This window comes from Pseudomonas sp. PA-7-1E (assembly GCF_021605325.1).
GTDB lineage: Bacteria > Pseudomonadota > Gammaproteobacteria > Pseudomonadales > Pseudomonadaceae > Aquipseudomonas > Aquipseudomonas fluorescens_BV.
In genome coordinates, this window is the sequence record NZ_WKFA01000050.1 from 1 (window position 1) to 15,879 (window position 15,879).

At 62.3% G+C, this 15,879-nt stretch carries 16 protein-coding genes; 9 read left to right on the forward strand and 7 right to left on the reverse strand.

Annotation, left to right across the window (positions count from 1 at the left end; genetic code table 11):
- Positions 1-659 (forward strand): ATP-binding cassette domain-containing protein (locus GIW79_RS23305; protein WP_127881621.1); only part of this gene is annotated, 659 nt, incomplete at its 5' end.
- Between the two features lie 9 nt (positions 660-668).
- Entirely contained in the window at positions 669-1,637 is a 969-nt protein-coding gene (araH, locus tag GIW79_RS23310) for an L-arabinose ABC transporter permease AraH (protein WP_005787495.1), read from the forward strand.
- A gap of 115 nt (positions 1,638-1,752) precedes the next feature.
- On the opposite strand, the gene GIW79_RS23315 is transcribed toward araH, so the two are convergent.
- Positions 1,753-2,901 carry an aldose epimerase family protein gene (locus tag GIW79_RS23315; protein ID WP_054898567.1) on the reverse strand — a complete coding sequence of 383 codons (1,149 nt, stop codon included), beginning with the start codon at positions 2,899-2,901 and terminating at the stop codon, positions 1,753-1,755.
- 138 nt (positions 2,902-3,039) lie between these two features.
- On the opposite strand from GIW79_RS23315, the gene GIW79_RS23320 reads away from it, so the two are divergent.
- Entirely contained in the window at positions 3,040-3,807 is a 768-nt protein-coding gene (locus tag GIW79_RS23320) for an SDR family NAD(P)-dependent oxidoreductase (protein WP_236456374.1), read from the forward strand.
- A 132-nt stretch (positions 3,808-3,939) separates the two neighbouring features.
- Here the strand turns inward: GIW79_RS23320 and GIW79_RS23325 are convergent, their stop codons facing one another.
- Positions 3,940-4,536, reverse strand: a complete 597-nt coding sequence (locus tag GIW79_RS23325) for a glutathione S-transferase family protein (RefSeq protein WP_034127278.1) — start codon at positions 4,534-4,536, stop codon at positions 3,940-3,942.
- A 30-nt stretch (positions 4,537-4,566) separates the two neighbouring features.
- Positions 4,567-5,100, reverse strand: coding sequence for a G/U mismatch-specific DNA glycosylase (gene mug, locus GIW79_RS23330; RefSeq protein WP_034127279.1), 534 nt, complete (start codon positions 5,098-5,100; stop codon positions 4,567-4,569).
- A gap of 95 nt (positions 5,101-5,195) precedes the next feature.
- Here mug and yghU point away from each other — a divergent pair, with 95 nt between their 5' ends.
- A complete protein-coding gene (yghU, locus tag GIW79_RS23335) occupies positions 5,196-6,023 on the forward strand; it encodes a glutathione-dependent disulfide-bond oxidoreductase (RefSeq protein ID WP_034127280.1) in 828 nt (275 codons plus the stop codon).
- 160 nt (positions 6,024-6,183) lie between these two features.
- Here yghU and GIW79_RS23340 read toward each other — a convergent pair whose 3' ends face one another.
- The 3 genes from GIW79_RS23340 to GIW79_RS23350 are packed head-to-tail and all read right to left on the reverse strand — an operon-like array spanning position 6,184 to position 8,925.
- Positions 6,184-7,110 carry a sugar ABC transporter substrate-binding protein gene (locus GIW79_RS23340; RefSeq protein WP_034127281.1) on the reverse strand — a complete coding sequence of 309 codons (927 nt, stop codon included), beginning with the start codon at positions 7,108-7,110 and terminating at the stop codon, positions 6,184-6,186.
- A 19-nt stretch (positions 7,111-7,129) separates the two neighbouring features.
- Positions 7,130-7,909 carry a TIM barrel protein gene (locus GIW79_RS23345; protein ID WP_197901141.1) on the reverse strand — a complete coding sequence of 260 codons (780 nt, stop codon included), beginning with the start codon at positions 7,907-7,909 and terminating at the stop codon, positions 7,130-7,132.
- Complete coding sequence (locus tag GIW79_RS23350; RefSeq protein ID WP_054898561.1) at positions 7,909-8,925, reverse strand: Gfo/Idh/MocA family oxidoreductase; 1,017 nt, start codon at positions 8,923-8,925, stop codon at positions 7,909-7,911. Before GIW79_RS23350 ends, GIW79_RS23345 begins: the two co-directional genes overlap by 1 nt.
- 187 nt (positions 8,926-9,112) lie before the next feature.
- On the opposite strand from GIW79_RS23350, the gene GIW79_RS23355 reads away from it, so the two are divergent.
- The gene (locus GIW79_RS23355) at positions 9,113-11,074 is read left to right on the forward strand and encodes a sigma-54 interaction domain-containing protein (RefSeq protein WP_236455011.1); all 1,962 of its coding nucleotides are present in this window, start codon (positions 9,113-9,115) and stop codon (positions 11,072-11,074) included.
- Positions 11,075-11,092: 18 nt separating this feature from the next.
- Here the strand turns inward: GIW79_RS23355 and GIW79_RS23360 are convergent, their stop codons facing one another.
- A complete protein-coding gene (locus tag GIW79_RS23360) occupies positions 11,093-12,142 on the reverse strand; it encodes a LacI family DNA-binding transcriptional regulator (protein WP_236455013.1) in 1,050 nt (349 codons plus the stop codon).
- Positions 12,143-12,303: 161 nt separating this feature from the next.
- Between GIW79_RS23360 and GIW79_RS23365 the strand changes: the two genes are divergently transcribed.
- From GIW79_RS23365 to GIW79_RS23380, 4 genes are all read left to right on the forward strand, one after another.
- Positions 12,304-13,386: a fatty acid desaturase family protein gene (locus GIW79_RS23365; RefSeq protein WP_034127286.1), complete on the forward strand. Its 1,083-nt coding sequence runs from the start codon at positions 12,304-12,306 to the stop codon at positions 13,384-13,386.
- A gap of 104 nt (positions 13,387-13,490) precedes the next feature.
- A complete protein-coding gene (locus GIW79_RS23370) occupies positions 13,491-13,817 on the forward strand; it encodes a MocE family 2Fe-2S type ferredoxin (protein WP_034127287.1) in 327 nt (108 codons plus the stop codon).
- Entirely contained in the window at positions 13,814-15,013 is a 1,200-nt protein-coding gene (locus GIW79_RS23375; RefSeq protein WP_236455015.1) for an NAD(P)/FAD-dependent oxidoreductase, read from the forward strand. Before GIW79_RS23370 ends, GIW79_RS23375 begins: the two co-directional genes overlap by 4 nt.
- Before the next feature lie 2 nt (positions 15,014-15,015).
- Positions 15,016-15,834, forward strand: coding sequence for a sugar phosphate isomerase/epimerase family protein (locus tag GIW79_RS23380; protein WP_236455017.1), 819 nt, complete (start codon positions 15,016-15,018; stop codon positions 15,832-15,834).
- Positions 15,835-15,879: the final 45 nt, after the last annotated feature.

A 15,879-nucleotide genomic window follows, 5' to 3' on the forward strand; every position in this document is an offset into this window, starting at 1 on the left:
TCCTGGGCCTGTTCGGGCTGGTGGGCGCGGGGCGTACCGAGCTGTTTCGCCTGCTCAGTGGGTTGGAGCGCGCCAGTGCCGGCAGCCTGGAACTGTGCGGGCAAGCGCTGCAACTGCGCTCACCCCGCGACGCCATTGCCGCCGGGGTATTGCTGTGTCCGGAGGATCGCAAGAAAGAGGGCATCATCCCGCTGGGCAGCGTCGCTGAGAACATCAACATCAGCGCCCGTGGCGCCCATTCCACCTTTGGCTGGCTGTTGCGCGAAGGCTGGGAGAAAGGTAACGCCGACCGACAGATCCAGGCGATGCGGGTCAAAACGCCGAACGCTGCGCAGAAGATCCTGTACCTGTCCGGTGGCAACCAACAGAAAGCCATCCTTGGCCGCTGGTTGTCGATGCCGATGAAGGTCCTGCTGCTGGACGAGCCCACCCGGGGTATCGACATCGGCGCCAAGTCGGAGATCTACCAGATCATCCATAACCTGGCGGCCAGCGGTATAGCGGTGATCGTGGTGTCCAGTGACCTGATGGAAGTGATGGGCATCTCCGACCGCATCCTGGTGCTGTGCGAAGGCGCCCTGCGCGGCGAACAACTGCGCGAGCACGCGACTGAATCCAACCTGCTGCAACTGGCCTTGCCACGCGGCCTGGCGAACTGAGAGACGACCATGACTATCCAAAACAACGCGCTGCCCTCGGCACGCAAACCCCTCGATATGCGCGCATTGCTCGATAACTGGGCGATGCTCTTGGCGGCGGTGGGCATCTTCGTACTGTGCGCGCTGCTGATCGATAACTTCCTCTCGCCACTGAACATGCGCGGTCTGGGCCTGGCTATTTCCACTGTGGGCATCGCCGCGTGCACCATGCTGTTCTGCCTGGCCTCGGGGCACTTCGACTTGTCGGTAGGCTCGGTGATCGCCTGCGCCGGCGTGGTTGCGGCGATTGTGATGCGCGATACCGACAGCGTGATGCTGGGCATTGGCGCAGCGCTGCTGATGGGCCTGATGGTGGGGTTGATCAATGGCATCGTGATCGCCAAGCTGCGGGTCAACGCCTTGATCACTACGCTGGCGACCATGCAAATCGTGCGCGGCCTGGCTTACATCTTTGCCGACGGCAAGGCGGTAGGCGTGTCCCAGGAGCAATTCTTCGTGTTCGGCAACGGCCAATTGTTTGGTGTGCCGGTGCCGATCCTGATCACCATTGTCTGCTTCCTGTTCTTCGGCTGGCTGCTCAACTACACCACCTATGGGCGCAACACCATGGCCATCGGCGGTAACCCGGAGGCGGCGCTGCTGGCGGGCGTGAACGTTGACCGCACCAAGATCCTGATCTTTGCCGTGCACGGCCTGATTGGCGCGCTGGCGGGAGTGATCCTGGCTTCACGCATGACCTCCGGCCAGCCGATGATCGGCCAGGGCTTCGAGCTGACGGTGATCTCGGCCTGCGTGCTGGGTGGGGTGTCGCTGAGCGGCGGTATCGGCATGATCCGCCATGTGATTGCCGGGGTGTTGATTCTGGCGATCATCGAGAATGCGATGAACCTGAAGAACATCGATACCTTCTACCAGTATGTGATCCGTGGTTCGATCCTGCTGTTGGCCGTGGTCATCGACCGCATGAAACAACGCTGAGCCCAGGCGCTGTGAAAAACCAATGTGGGAGCTGGCTTGCCTGCGATAGCGTTGGTTCAGGCAATAATTGTGTAGCCTGTGCCACCGCTATCGCAGGCAAGCCAGCTCCCACAATTTAATCAGCGGTGAACTTGAAAATAGTGTGTTGGGTGTAAGTCTGCCCAGGATTCAAGCGGGTCGAGGCAAAGCTCGGTTGGTTAGGCGCATCCGGAAAATGCTGGGTCTCCAAAGTAAACCCACTCCAATGCTGATAGGTCTTGCCGCCTTTGCCCTTCACCGAACCGTCGAGGAAGTTGCTGGTATAAAACTGTACGCCGGGCTCTGTGGTGTAGAGCTGCAAACGTCGGCCTGATTCAGGATCATGCACCTCGGCGGCCAACTGCTTGACGTCCCCTTTGGTATCCAGCGCCCAGTTGAAGTCGAAGCCACCTTGCTTGGGCTCGGCGAATTTAAGCTGCGGATGGTCTGCCTTGATGTGCTGGCCGATGGGTGTGGGCTTCAGGAAGTCCATTGGCGTGCCCTTGACCGGCGCCAGTTCGCCGGTGGGAATCAAGGTGGCATTCACCGGTGTGTAGTGGCTGGCGTGCAAGGTGGCGACCTGCTTGAGAATGTCGCCATTGCCCGCGCCGGCCAGGTTGAAGTAGCTGTGGTTGGTGAGGTTGAGCACCGTGGGCTTGTCGGTGGTGGCGGTGTAGTCGATGTGCAGTTCGTTGTTGTCGTTGAGGCGGTAGGTGACCTCGGTTTTTAAGTTGCCCGGAAAGCCCATTTCCCCGTCCTTGGACAGGTAGGTGAGGGTGACCCCCACCGAGTCTTTGTCCTTGACCGATTTGGCTTGCCACACCTGCTTGTCGAAGCCCTGGGCGCCGCCATGCAATGAGTTGGGGCCGTCGTTGAGCGGCACCTGGTAGCGTTTGCCGTCGAGTTCGAAGGCGCCGCCGGCCAGGCGGTTGCCGAAGCGGCCGATGGTGGCGCCGAAAAACGCGGTACCGCCTTGATAGCCTTGCACGTCGTCGAAGCCCAGCACCACGTCGTCGAGCTTGCCGTGTTTGTCCGGCACCTTGAGCGACTGCAGCACACCGCCGTAAGTGATCACCGTGGCTTGCATGCCGTGGCTGTTGCGCAACACGTACTGTTCGACGGCGGTGCCATCGTTGGTTTTACCGAAGGGTTTGTGTTCGCTGCTAAGGCCGGCTGCGTGCGCGCCGCCGCTGGCGATCAGCATAGACAGCGCGAGGCCGGACAGCAGGTATCGAGGGTGCTTCATGGTCGAACTTCCTTTTGTTGTTTTGCTGGAATAGTTCTACTAATTTGAGATATTTTGTCGATATGACAGCAGATTTATAGCCTTTAACGCCGTTCTTGCAAAATAAAATAAGACTAATTAAGCGGAGCACTGATTGTTATGACTACCCAGCAAGCGATTTATCCCGACCTCAAGGACAAAACCGTGCTGGTTTCCGGCGGGGCTTCGGGGATTGGCGAGTTCATGGTGCGGGCCTTCGCCGCGCAGGGTGCCAAGGTGGCGTTCGTGGACCGTGCACAGAGCCAGGGTGAACGCTTGGCGGCGCTGCTCAACTCCAAAGGCCAGAGTGTCGAGTTCGAGTGCTGCGATATCACCGACGAGATCGGCTACCGCGCGGCGATCGGGCGCTTCGAGCATTCCCTGGGGCCGATCACGGTACTGGTCAACAATGCGGCGAACGATGTGCGCCACAGCCTGGAGGAAATCGACTCGCACATGTTCGACCAGCTCATTGCGGTCAACCTCAAGCACGCCTTCTTTGCCGCCAAGGCGGTGGTGCCCATGATGAAGGAGGCCGGTGGCGGCTCGATCATCAACCTGGGCTCGGTGGGCTGGATGATGGCCTCGGCCGGCTACCCCGTATACGCCGCCAGCAAGGCTGCCGCCCACGGCATGACCCGGGCCCTGGCGCGGGAACTGGGGCCCAACCGTATCCGCGTCAACACCTTGGTACCGGGTTGGGTGATGACCGAAAAACAACTGGCCATGTGGGTCGACGACGCCGCCAAGGAACTCATCGCCCGCAGCCAGTGCCTGCCCGGCAGCGTGATGCCGGAACACATCGCCAACATGGCGCTGTTTTTGGCCTCGGATGCCTCGGCGATGTGCTCGGCGCAGAACTTTATCGTCGACGGCGGGTGGGTGTAGCGACACCAACAGGGCTCCCTGTAGGAGCGAGCTTGCTCGCGAAAAACGTCAACGATAACGCGTGTAGCCTGAGTAAACGCGGCGTCTATGAGTTTTTCGCGAGCAAGCTCGCTCCTACACATTAGGGCGAGTTCATTCGATGGGGTAACGCTTGAACGCCGGGTGCTGCTCCAGGCGTTCGGCATGGCGCTTGAGGTTGGGGAACGCATCGGCCTTCACCACCGAGGCCACGGTGAACTGGCTGAACGACCAGGCGACCGCTGCGGTGAGGGAGGCCTGGGTCAGCGCCTCGTTGCCCGCCAGTTGCTTGTCCAGCAACGTATAGGCCGCCAGCAATTGCCCGGTAACGCGCTCAAGCCAAGGCGCATGCAATTTTTCAGCGGGGCGCAGGTTGTGTTCATAGACGATCTGCACGCTTTTTTCACAGGCCGCCAGCGCGAGCCCAAGCAGTTGCAGGTCGCGGGCGCGTGCCGCCGGTTGTTGGGGCAGCAGCTTTTTGTCAGCCGGCGCCAGCGCTTCCAGGTAATCGAGGATCAGGCTCGAATCCATCAGCATCGTCCCATCGTCCAGCACCAGGGAAGGGGCCTTGACTACCGGGTTGATCTGGGCAAATTCAGCGTAAGTGCTGAACACCGACAGCGGTTCATGCACGAAGTCCACCCCGTATAACTCCAGGGAAACAGCCACGCGGCGTACGTAGGGCGAGTCCAGCATTCCGACCAGTTTCATGCAGCCTCCATTGCTTACAGGGTGTTGGGCTCACGAGATTAAGGGCGCGGGCCTGGATTGCGCAACGGCGTTGTGCAGCAGCCGATACGCCTGCACCAATTGATCCAGGCTGAACGCCAGGTTGCGCCCGCTGGGGTTGGGCAGCACCCATACCGAGGCGTCGCCCAGTAGCTGCGCTTGCAAACCCCAGGCGACCTCGCGCTGGCCGGTCAGTGCGCTATAGCCGGGCTTGCCGAGGAACGCGACGAAACGCGGGGCATGGCGGCGAACTTTATGTTCGAGCGCCGCAGCCGCGTCCTGGAACTCATGCCGCGCCAACTCGCCTGCACTGGCCGTTGGCCGTGCCACCAAAGTGGTCAATCCGCAACCGTAGTGCAGCAAGGTGGCGCCGTCTTGCGGGCGAATTTCATTGGGCGTGAAACCGGCCAGGTGCACGGTGCGCCAGAAACGATTGCTGCGATTGGCAAAATGCAGGCCGAGGGCTGCCGAGCCCTTGCCAGGGTTGATGCCGCAGAACAGTACGTGCAAGTGGTCGGCGAGGAGGTCGTCGAGTCGATCATTCATGCCGGATCTTCCATGCTGATAGGTGTGACGAATCATCAACCTTTGGTTTAGTCTGGAACGCTTCGTTGATCACAAGCGCCTCTGGAGCATTGATTATGACCGAGTACGTACCTGCCAAAGTCTGGACCTGGGACACCGAAAGCGGCGGCACCTTCGCCAGCATCAACCGGCCCATCGCCGGCGCCACTCACGAAAAGCCGCTGCCGGTGGGCAAGCACCCGCTGCAGTTATACTCCCTGGCCACGCCCAATGGGCAGAAGGTCACGATCCTGCTGGAAGAGCTGCTGGCGCTGGGGCACAGCGGCGCGGAATACGACGCCTGGCTGATCAAGATCGGCGACGGCGACCAGTTCGGCAGTGGCTTTGTGGCGGTGAACCCGAACTCGAAGATTCCTGCGCTGATGGACCACAGCGGCGCCACACCTATTCGCGTGTTCGAATCAGGCGCGATTTTGCAGTACCTGGCCGAGAAGTTCGGTGCGTTCCTGCCCACGGAGCCCGCCGCACGGGCTGAATGCCTGTCGTGGCTGTTCTGGCAGATGGGCAGCGCGCCTTACCTGGGGGGCGGCTTTGGGCATTTCTATGCCTATGCGCCGAGCAAGATGGAATACCCGATCAACCGCTTCGCCATGGAGACCAAGCGTCAACTGGATGTGCTGGATAAGCGCCTGGCGGTCAGCCAATACATCGCCGGGGATGAATACACCATTGCCGATATCGCCATATGGCCTTGGTACGGTGGGTTGGTCAAAGGCCGTTTGTATGGTGCGGCAGAGTTTTTGTCGGTGCATGAATACAAGCATGTGATGCGCTGGGCGGATGCGATTGATGCGCGGCCGGCGGTGCAGCGTGGGCGGCGGGTGAACCGGGTGTCGGGGGATGATCAGTTGCCCGAGCGCCATGATGCAAGTGACCTGGATTGATACGATAACCACGTGGCGAGGGAGCTTGCTCCCGCTGGGGCGCGAAGCGGCCCCGCTCTTTGTTTAAAAAGGCTGGGACTGCTACGCAGTCCAGCGGGAGCAAGCTCCCTCGCCACAGTTGCCGCTTCTGCCTTCGATAGTATCCAGCTGATTGTTCGAGTTATTTGTAGCGCTGCTCAAACACCCCCACCTGCTCAGGCGTGATCAGCTCGAAAGGCACCCACACCTGCGCGTCAACTTGCTCGCCCTTGATCATCCGCACCGCCGCTTGCACGGCCTGGGCAGCCTGGGCCTTGGGGTCCTGGAACACTGAGCCCGCCAGCAGCCCGCGCTTGATCGCTGCCAGGCCATCGGGCAAGCCGTCGATGCCGACAATCGCAATCTCGCCCTTGGCCTTGCCCGCTTGCTGCAAGGCCATGGCCGCGCCAATCGCCATTTCATCGTTGTTGGCGACAATGGCATTGAACGGGGTGCCGGCCAGCAACCAGTTGCTGGTCAGGTCCATCCCCTTGCTGCGCTGCCATTCGGCGCTTTGTTGCTCGACGATCTTGATCCCAGGAAAGTCCTTGAGCACCTGTTTGACCCCCTCGGTGCGGGCATGGGTGGCGTTCTGCGCAAGGTCGCCCATGACGATCGCCACGTTGCCTTTGCCACCCAGTTTTTGGGCGAGGTAACGCATCTGCAATTGCCCCGCTTCGATGTCGTTGGAGGCCACGGTGACCACGCCCTCAGGCAGCGTGCGCTCATCCGGGTGGCGGTTGACGTACACCAGCGGCGTCTTCGCCGCCACGGCTGCGCGGGTGATGTTGGCGGTGGCGGCGGTGTCGACCGGCAGCACGATCACCGCATCGACCTTCTGGTTGAGAAAGCCTTCGACCTGATTGAGCTGGCGCACTACATCGCCCTGGGCGTCTTCGAATTGGATCTGCACGTCCTGGTGTTTGGCTGCCGCCTCCAGGCCGGTGCGCACATAGGTCATGAAGTTATCGTCCACCCGGGCAATGCTCACGCCGATGCGATAGGCAGCGAAGGTCCACTGGCTGAACACCAACAACAGCGCGGCCACTAGTAATGAATAACGGTGCATGAGGCTGTTCCTTTTATTGTTATAGGGTGAATGCCTGACGGAAACGCTCCAGGGCCGACTCGCTGTCGCCGCTGGCCCAGCCCTCCAGGCCGACCACACCGGTGTAACCCATGGCGTGCAAGGCCCGGGCAATGGCCGGGTAGTGGATTTCGCCCGTGCCGGGCTCCTTGCGTCCAGGCACATCAGCGACCTGGATTTCGCCGATGGCGCTGCCAGCGCGCTGGATCAATTCGATCAGGTTACCTTCGCCAATCTGCGCGTGGTACAGGTCCAGGTTCATCTTCAAATGCGGGCTGCCGACGGCTTCGATCAGGGCCAGGGTGTCGTCGGCACGTGCGAACGGTGTACCTGGGTGATCGACGGCGGTGTTGAGGTTTTCCAGCAGGAATACGCGGCCGGCGTCTTCTCCCAGGCGCGCGATTTTTTCCAGGCTCTTGCAAGCACTCAGCCACATGCGCCCGGTGGTGTGGCTGACGGGCTGCACGGGCAGGCCGCCTTCACCCAGGCCCGTGCCATGCAGATTGAGGCTGGGACAATTGAGGCGCTCGGCAATGCCCAGGGACTCACGGGCGCTGTCGAGCAATTGGCGGATGCCGTCGGGCTCGGTGAGGGTGCCGGTGAGGTAGCCGGTCATCGAGGTGAAGTCCGCGCCGGTCGCCGCCAAGGCATTGATGTCCTTGTCGGCCCAACTCCAGATTTCGGCGCTGAAGCCCAAGGCATGAATACGTTTGACCCGTTCGATGAAGGGCAGGTCGAGAAACACCATTTCGGCACTGACGGCCAATTTGAACGGCATCATCAGCGGGCTCCTTGAACGGCCACGGCCTTGCCGGTTTGGTACGACTCAATGCAGGCACGGGCAATTGCCAGGGCTGCGCGCGCATCTTCACCGCTGGCCAGGGGCTTGGCGCCGCTGCGCAGGCAGTCGACAAAGTGGTTGAGCTCGGCAATGTAGGCGTCGCGCAGCAGGTCGGTGTCCATCCGCTGGGTGTCTGCCTGGATGCCCTCGGCCAGGTAGCGCACCAGGTCGCAGTCGTTAAGGCTGCCCATGCTCAGCATGCCCTTGCTGCCGAACACTTCGCCGCGCACGTCGTAGCCATACACGGCCTGGAAGCTGGCTTCGGCGGTGGCAATGGCGCCGTTGTCAAAGCGCAGGGTGACCACGGCGGTGTCGAGCAAACCTTGGCTTTTGAATTGCGGGGCAATCAGCGCGTCGGCCATCACCTGCACCTGTACCACTTCGGCCCCAGGGTTGAGGTAGCGCAAGGTGTCGAAGTCGTGGATCAGGGTTTCGAGGAAGATCACCCATTGCGGTGAGTTGGCCGGGTTGTTCAGCGCCGGGTCGCGGGTCAGCGAGCGTAGCAGCTGCGGCGTGCCAATACGTCCGGCGACGACGTCGAGGTGCGCAGTGCGAAAGCTCTTGGCGAAGCGCCGATTGAAGCCGACCTGCAAGGGCACCCGTGCATCGGCAGCGGCGGCGATGGCGCGGTCGGCTTCGTCCAGGGTAATCGCCATGGGCTTTTCGCAGAAGATACCCTTGCCGGCGCGTGCGGCGTTGATCACCAGCTCCGCGTGGCTACGGGCAGGGGCGGCGATGAGCACGCCGTCGATGTCCGGGTCGTCCAGCAGCTGTTGCGGGTCGGTGTAGGCCTTGTCCACCCCCAGTTCTGCTGCCAGGCGAGCGGCCTGGCCTGGGACGGGATCGGCGATGGCGGCGAGGCAGGCACCGGGGATGTGGCGTGCGGCGGTAAGGCCATGGAAGCTGCCCATGCGGCCGGCACCGATCAAGCCCAGGCGGATGTTCTGTGTACTCATGAAGCGACCCCTTTTGTTGTTGTGGGCCCCCAGGACCGTCCTGGGTGACATTGGGGCAGGAGCAAGGCCTGTGCCAATTTATAACTGGCTGATTTATATGGGGTTATTATTTTAATTAAACAAAAAGTGTTCATGTTTGTGACATGTCTATACTGACATGTCGAAAATATGAACATGGATAACCGCAATGACCCAGGCGTTCAGTGTGCAAGACCTCGAATACCTCACGAACCTGGGGCCTGCCGCGCTGAACGACGGGCCCATTGCCGCGTTGGAACAGGCGTGGCGCCAATGCCTGGCTGGCCAAGTCGTGCGTCCCGACGGCGTACGCCAAGTCATCTGGGATTCCTGGCGACGCAGTGTCGAGGCGGCTATCGAGCCCGGTAACAGCGACTACCGCTTTGTTGCGCCTCATGCGCTGGCGGCGACCCTGGCCCACCATCGCGCCCTGATCGCCGCCGCCGCGCAGGTCATGCATGGATTGCTGGCTTACAACCCGCGTGGGCATATCAACCTCACGGATGCCGAGGGCACGACTCTGTATTTTTGCGGGCTGGACATCACCCCGGTGGGCAGTCGCTTGCTCGAATCGGTGCAAGGCACCAACTGCACCGGCGTGGCCCTGGCCGAAGATCGCCTGGTGTATGTGCTGGCTGAAGAAAATTTCGCCAGCGGCCTGCGCCAGCGCCACATGCACTGCGCCGCCGCGCCGATCAAAGATGCCCACGGCCAGACCCTGGCCATGCTCACCCTGACCGCCGAGCCCGGCTGGTTTCATTTCCATACCCTGGGCACCGTTCAAGCGGCGGCCGAGGCGGTGTCGCGGCAGATGGCGCTGCAGGTGTTGCTGGAAGAACAACAGGCCGTACTCGAAGTGCTCAACGAAGGCTTGGTGGTGCTCGATGAGCGTGGCTGCATCAAGGCGCTCAACCGTTATGCGCGGCAATTGTTCGGGGTAGGGCGTGAGTTGATCGGCAGTCCTTTCCAGCGCCTGGGCCGCAGTGAACTGAGCGACGCGCTGGGTGAGCCTGTGCGCGACCGCGATTGCACCTTCCACTTGCACGACGGCAGCCAACTCGCCTGCCTGGTTTCGGTATGCCCACTGGAGCAGGGTGGGGTGATTGTGTCGGTGCGCGAAAACCGCCGTATCCGCGAGATTACCCGGCGCATTATCGGCACCCAGGCCCGCTATACCTTCGAGACCATCCTGGGCACCTCGCGGGCGATACAAGACGCACTGCACTTGGGGCGTATCGCCAGTCGCAGCGAGTCCACCACCTTGATCCTCGGCGAAAGCGGCACCGGCAAGGAACTGTTTGCCCAGGCCATTCATAACGGCAGCGAGCGTTGCAACGGCCCGTTTGTGGCGGTCAACTGCGGCGCGATCCCACGGGACCTGGTGCAGAGCGAACTGTTCGGCCACGCCGAAGGCGCGTTCACCGGCTCGGCGCGGGGTGGGGCGGCAGGCAAGTTCGAACTGGCGGATGGCGGCACCATCTTCCTGGATGAAATCGGCGACATGTCCTTCGATGCCCAGGTCAGTCTGCTACGGGTTTTGCAGGAGGGTGAAATCACCCGCGTCGGGGCCAAGCAATCGCGGCAAGTCGACGTGCGCATCATCGCCGCCACCCATCGCAACCTGAGCCAGGCGGTGGCCGAGGGTGCGTTTCGTGAAGACCTTTACTACCGACTCAACGTGCTGAACCTGAGCGTGCCGCCACTGCGCATGCGCCGTGACGATATCCCATTGCTGGCGCGGCATTTCCTGCAGCGTTGTGCCCGCTCGCTACGTAAAGCGGTGCAAGGTTTCGCGCCGGATGCGTTGGCGTTGCTGTCAGCCCATGGTTGGCCGGGCAACGTGCGGGAACTGGAGAACGTCATTGAGCGGGCGACCAACCTGGCGATGGGCGAGCTGATTCAATCGACCGACTTGCCGCTGGAAACCCCGCAACGCTTGACGTTGCGCGCCTACCAGCCCCAGCCCGCGCAGGATTTGAGCAGCCATGAAATGCACGCCATCGTTGCCGCGCTCACCAGCACCCGCGGCAACATTCGTCTGGCCGCACAGCAACTGGATGTGTCGCGGGGCGGTCTGTACAACAAGATGAGTCGGTTTGGCTTGAGCGCCGCCGATTTCCGTGAGCGCTGAAACCTCAAGCCAAACCGATCAGCTGCACAGGTTTTCCGGGGTCACTATCTGCGGCGGTATATGCACGCGGTGCCTCAATGGGTCAAACCCCTCATCACTCTGCAAGCGCACCAGCAACTCCACCAGCGCCACGGCCGTCTGCCGTGGCTGCGAGTCCATCACCACATCAATCGAGCCGTTGCTCAATGCCTGACGCGACAAGGGCGTGGACTCTTGCAGGATGCAGCACAGCGTCGGGCGCTTGGGCAGTTGGGCCAGGGCGTTGATCACACCGTCGCCGCCACCGCCGACCACGCATAACCCACGCAAATCGGTATGGCGGCTGAGCAGGTCGAGGGTGGCTTCTTCGGTGATGTCGCAGTTGTCCAGGTTGATCAGCGGCTCCAACGGCTTGAGCCCCGGCGCGTGTTCGGCCAGGTAGCTGTGCAAGCCTTCGACCCGTGCCTGATGGCCGAGGAAACGATGGCCGCCCAACAGGATGCCCACGCTGCCTTTGCGTGCGCCGCAGGTGCGCGCCAGCAGCCAGCCCATGGTGCGCCCGACCACGTGGTTGTCCTGGCCTACATAGGGTTCGGCAGCGTGTTCATGGATGTCCGAGAGCAGGGCAACCACCGGCACGCCCGCTGTGCGGATCTGCGCCAGGCAGGCGTTGATCAACGGATGGGCGAAGCTGACTACCGCGAGGGCGTCGCACTGCACGGCCAGTTGTTCGATTTGCGCGACGATGGCGGAGGGCGTGCGGTCGTTGATGTAGTCGAACTGGCAGCTCAGGTTGGCGGTGGCGTGATGCTGCGCTGCCTCGCTGATGGCGTGGGCCAACTGCGCATAAAAGGCTTGGGCTGTGCCCAGCAACAGCACGCCGAAACGGTAGGTGGGCCGACGTTCGCGAATGCGCTGGCCGATCAACCGTGCGGCGAAATAGCCCACCGCTTCGGCGGCCTGGAACACCTGTTCGGCCGTGCCGGGGTTCACCGGCGCGCGGGCGTTCAGCACGCGGTCGACGGTGGCTACGCTGAGCCCCGCATGGGCGGCAACGGTGGCGATGGTTGGGCGTTTGTTGTTGTGCATGGCAGGCCCCTTGAGCGTCTTGATAGAAAACTATCAAGCCCCGCTGGGCCTGGATGATAGCTTGATAGGGAATGGATTCAAGGCCTTGAGGGTGATTTAACCGCGCTCTATCGTTGGTTTCGCAAAGCCCCTGAAACCCACGCTTGCGGAGAACAATAACAATGCCTGGACACACCGCTCACCGCGCTCGGCGCGACTACAGCCTCACCGGCCCCGAAGCGGCCCGCGCCGCCGACAAGGGCCTGGTCTCGGCCCGTTGGTACCAGTCGCCCATCCCGCGCAATCGCATGAAAGCCCTGATGCAACGCCGTGACGGCCCGGCCTTGCGCGACACCGCCCTGTGGTTCTCGACGTTGTTGGCCACCGGTGTCGGCGGCTACTGGTTCTGGGGCACTTGGGCCTGCGTGCCATTCTTTATCGCCTACGGTGTGCTCTACGGTACGGCCTCCAACCCGCGCTGGCACGAAACCGGCCACGGCACCGCCTTCAAGACCCGCTGGATGAACGATGCGCTGTATCAGGTGGCGAGCTTCATGTGCCTCTTCGAACCCCACGTGTGGCGCTGGAGCCATGCTCGTCATCACACCGACACCATCGTCGTCGGCCGTGACCCGGAGATCGTCGAACCGCGCCCGCCAAGCTTATGGATGATGGCCCTCAGCCTGTTCAACCTGCCTCTGGCCTGGAAGACTTTCAGCGGCGTGGCCCGCCATGCGCTCGGGCGAATGAGCGCCCAGGAGCAGGACTTCATCCCCGAATCAGAGTGGCCCAAGGTGTACCGAGATGCACGTATCTGGGTCGGCCTCTACGCCCTGATCATCGGTACCGCGCTGTACCTGCACAGCTGGTTGCCGCTGATGCTGGTGGGCCTGCCCAGCCTCTATGGCGCGTGGCTCGGTTACCTGTTTGGAATCAGCCAACACGTGGGCCTGGCCGAAGATGTGCTCGACCACCGCAGTAACTGCCGCACCATCTACATGAACCGCGTGCTGCGCTTTATCTACATGAACATGAACTACCACCTCGAACATCACATGTACCCGATGGTGCCTTACCACGCGCTCAGTCAACTGCACGAAGAGATCCGCAGCGACTGCCCGCCGCCGTATGCCAACTTGTGGCAGGCCTACCAGGAAATCATTCCGACGATCTGGCGCCAGCGCAGCGACCCCAGCTATTTCGTCCAACGCCCCACCCGTGGCGAGGGAGCTTGCTCCCGCTGGGCTGCGCAGCAGCCCCAATAACCCTTCAGACCTACACCGTACAGACGAATCCAGGGCCGCTTCGCAGCCCAGCGCGAGCAAGCTCGCTCGCCACAGAGTAAGAGCCAGTCATTGGAGATAAATGTATGAACGATCAATGGATCGACGTCTGCGCCGTGGGCGAAATAGAAGCAGAAGACGTGCTGCGCTTCGACCACGGCGCGCAGACCTACGCGGTGTTCCGTTCAGCCGATAACGAATTCTTCGCCACCGCCGGCCTGTGCACCCACGAGAAAATCCACCTGGCCGACGGCCTGGTGATGGACCATGTGATCGAGTGCCCCAAGCACAACGGGCGCTTTGATTACCGCTCCGGCAAGGCCTTGGGCGCGCCGGTGTGCGTCAACCTCAAGACCTACCCCGTGCGGGTGGATGCGGGGCGGGTGCTGCTCGCCGTCACGGCCGAAGGATGAACGCCCCCCTGATCATCGTCGGCGCCGGCCATGCCGGTGGCCGTGCGGCACTGACCCTGCGTGAAGAAGGCTACAGCGGGCGCCTGATCCTGATCGGCGATGAAGTGCATCTGCCCTACGAACGGCCACCGTTGTCCAAGGGCTTGCTGCAAGGTTCGAGCGACCTGGCGCAATGCAGCCTGTGCGACAGTCAGCAGTTGGCGGCGCTCGGGGTCGAGCATATCGCCGCCAACCCGGTCAGCCGCCTGGAGCCCCAGCACCACCGGCTGCAATTGGCCGATGGCCAATGGTTGACCTATGCCGGCCTGCTGCTGGCCACCGGAGGCCGGGCGCGACGCTTACCCCAGGAGCAGGCCAACGTGTTTTACCTGCGCACCCATGATGACGCGTTGGTCTTGCGCAATGAATTAAAGCCTGGCGCCAGGCTGGTGGTGGTCGGCGGTGGTTTTATCGGCTTGGAGGTGGCGGCGACAGCGCGGGGCCTGGGCTGCGAGGTGACGCTACTGGAAGCCGGGCCACGGCTGGCAGGGCGGGTTTTGCCGTCGGTGATCAGTGACGCGTTGCTGGCCTTGCACCGTGAGCAGGGTGTGGATGTGCGTTTGAACGTCGCCCTGGAGTGCATCCACGCCGACGCCGTGCAACTGGTCGACGGGCAACGGCTGCCCTGCGACCTGGTGGTGGTCGGCATTGGCATGCAGCCTAACATCGAATTGGCCGCGGCGGCGGGCTTGGAAGTCGGGCAGGGCATTCGTGTCGACGCGCAGTTGCGCACCAGTGCGGCGGATATCTATGCGGCGGGGGATGTGTGCGAGTTTCGTCTGGCGGGCCTTTATCAGCGCCAGGAAACCTGGCGCAACGCCGAAGCCCAGGGCCGTCTCGCGGCGTTGAACCTGCTGGGGCGGGAGTTGGCGTTCGAGACGATCCCGGGTTTCTGGTCCGATCAATACGCGTGGGGCTTGCACACCGTCGGGGTGATGACGGCGCTGATGGTTCGCCGGGAATTGCCAGACGGCGGCCAGCTGCTGTTCTACCTGGACGACCATCACCGTTTGCAGGGCGCCTGCAGTTGGGCCTTGGGTAACCGCGCATCCAAGGACATCAAGCTGTGCGAGCACTTGATTACTGCCCGAATCCCGCTCAACCCGGCCAGCCTGGCCGACCCTGAGGTATCCCTGAAGCTGTTATTGCGAGGCTGACCATGCGCCAGTTGTTAGTATTCCAATCGATGTGGGCCATGCAAACCGAGCCCGGCAGCCTCGAAGCGCAACTGGACCGCATCGCCGCCGCCGGTTATGACGGCATCACCGACCATTACTGGGCACCTGCATCGGTGCAGCGCCTGCACGCGGCGGCCACGGCCAGGGGCTTGCAGATTGAAGGGCAACTGTTCCCGCAATCGGTGGAAGATCTAGCCAGGGCATTGGAGGTGATCAGCCGTCACGGCTGTCACCACCTCACCTTGCAAGCCGACGTGCGCCCGCGTACCCAGGCCGAGGCGGCCAGGCTGATCGACGGCTGGCAACGCCTGGCCGAACAGGTGGACTTCCCGATCCTGCTGGAAACCCACCGTTACCGGCTCACCAACGACCTATTGTTCACCCTCGATCTGCTGGCACAGATGCCCGATCTGAAACTGCTCGCAGACCTTTCCCACTACGTGGTTGGCCGCGAGTTGCCCGAGCCCGGCAGTGTGGAAGACGACGAACAGATACGCACCATCCTGCGTCACAGCTGGGGCTTTCATGGCCGCATCGCCAGCAGCGAACAGGTGCAGGTTGGTCTGGATTTCCCCCAGCACCGACCGTGGGTCGAGCGGTTTACCGGCTGGTGGCGCTACGGGATCGAACACTGGCTGGGCCGCGCTGACAGTCCGCAGAGCTTGTCCTTCACTTGCGAGTTGGGCCCGCCACCCTATGCGATTACCGACGCACAGGGCCGCGAACTCACCGATCGCTGGGCCGAGGCGCTCAAGCTCAAAGCCCTGATTCGCCAGGTGTGGGCCAGTTGCCCTCGATGATCTGCTAATCTGCGCAGGTTCAAATCGCCCTCAGCCTGTGGAACG

What these genes read in the sequence shown, in the direction of transcription:
- GIW79_RS23315 (WP_054898567.1), bottom strand. Translation starts at nt 2,901, where the DNA reads ATGAAGCACCCTCGATACCTGCTGTCCGGCCTCGCGCTGTCTATGCTG.
- GIW79_RS23375 (WP_236455015.1), top strand. Translation starts at nt 13,814, where the DNA reads ATGAACGCCCCCCTGATCATCGTCGGCGCCGGCCATGCCGGTGGCCGT.
- araH (WP_005787495.1), top strand. Translation starts at nt 669, where the DNA reads ATGACTATCCAAAACAACGCGCTGCCCTCGGCACGCAAACCCCTCGAT.
- mug (WP_034127279.1), bottom strand. Translation starts at nt 5,100, where the DNA reads ATGAATGATCGACTCGACGACCTCCTCGCCGACCACTTGCACGTACTG.
- GIW79_RS23355 (WP_236455011.1), top strand. Translation starts at nt 9,113, where the DNA reads ATGACCCAGGCGTTCAGTGTGCAAGACCTCGAATACCTCACGAACCTG.
- GIW79_RS23370 (WP_034127287.1), top strand. Translation starts at nt 13,491, where the DNA reads ATGAACGATCAATGGATCGACGTCTGCGCCGTGGGCGAAATAGAAGCA.
- yghU (WP_034127280.1), top strand. Translation starts at nt 5,196, where the DNA reads ATGACCGAGTACGTACCTGCCAAAGTCTGGACCTGGGACACCGAAAGC.
- GIW79_RS23365 (WP_034127286.1), top strand. Translation starts at nt 12,304, where the DNA reads ATGCCTGGACACACCGCTCACCGCGCTCGGCGCGACTACAGCCTCACC.
- GIW79_RS23340 (WP_034127281.1), bottom strand. Translation starts at nt 7,110, where the DNA reads ATGCACCGTTATTCATTACTAGTGGCCGCGCTGTTGTTGGTGTTCAGC.
- GIW79_RS23320 (WP_236456374.1), top strand. Translation starts at nt 3,040, where the DNA reads ATGACTACCCAGCAAGCGATTTATCCCGACCTCAAGGACAAAACCGTG.
- GIW79_RS23360 (WP_236455013.1), bottom strand. Translation starts at nt 12,142, where the DNA reads ATGCACAACAACAAACGCCCAACCATCGCCACCGTTGCCGCCCATGCG.
- GIW79_RS23350 (WP_054898561.1), bottom strand. Translation starts at nt 8,925, where the DNA reads ATGAGTACACAGAACATCCGCCTGGGCTTGATCGGTGCCGGCCGCATG.
- GIW79_RS23325 (WP_034127278.1), bottom strand. Translation starts at nt 4,536, where the DNA reads ATGAAACTGGTCGGAATGCTGGACTCGCCCTACGTACGCCGCGTGGCT.
- GIW79_RS23380 (WP_236455017.1), top strand. Translation starts at nt 15,016, where the DNA reads ATGCGCCAGTTGTTAGTATTCCAATCGATGTGGGCCATGCAAACCGAG.
- GIW79_RS23345 (WP_197901141.1), bottom strand. Translation starts at nt 7,909, where the DNA reads ATGATGCCGTTCAAATTGGCCGTCAGTGCCGAAATGGTGTTTCTCGAC.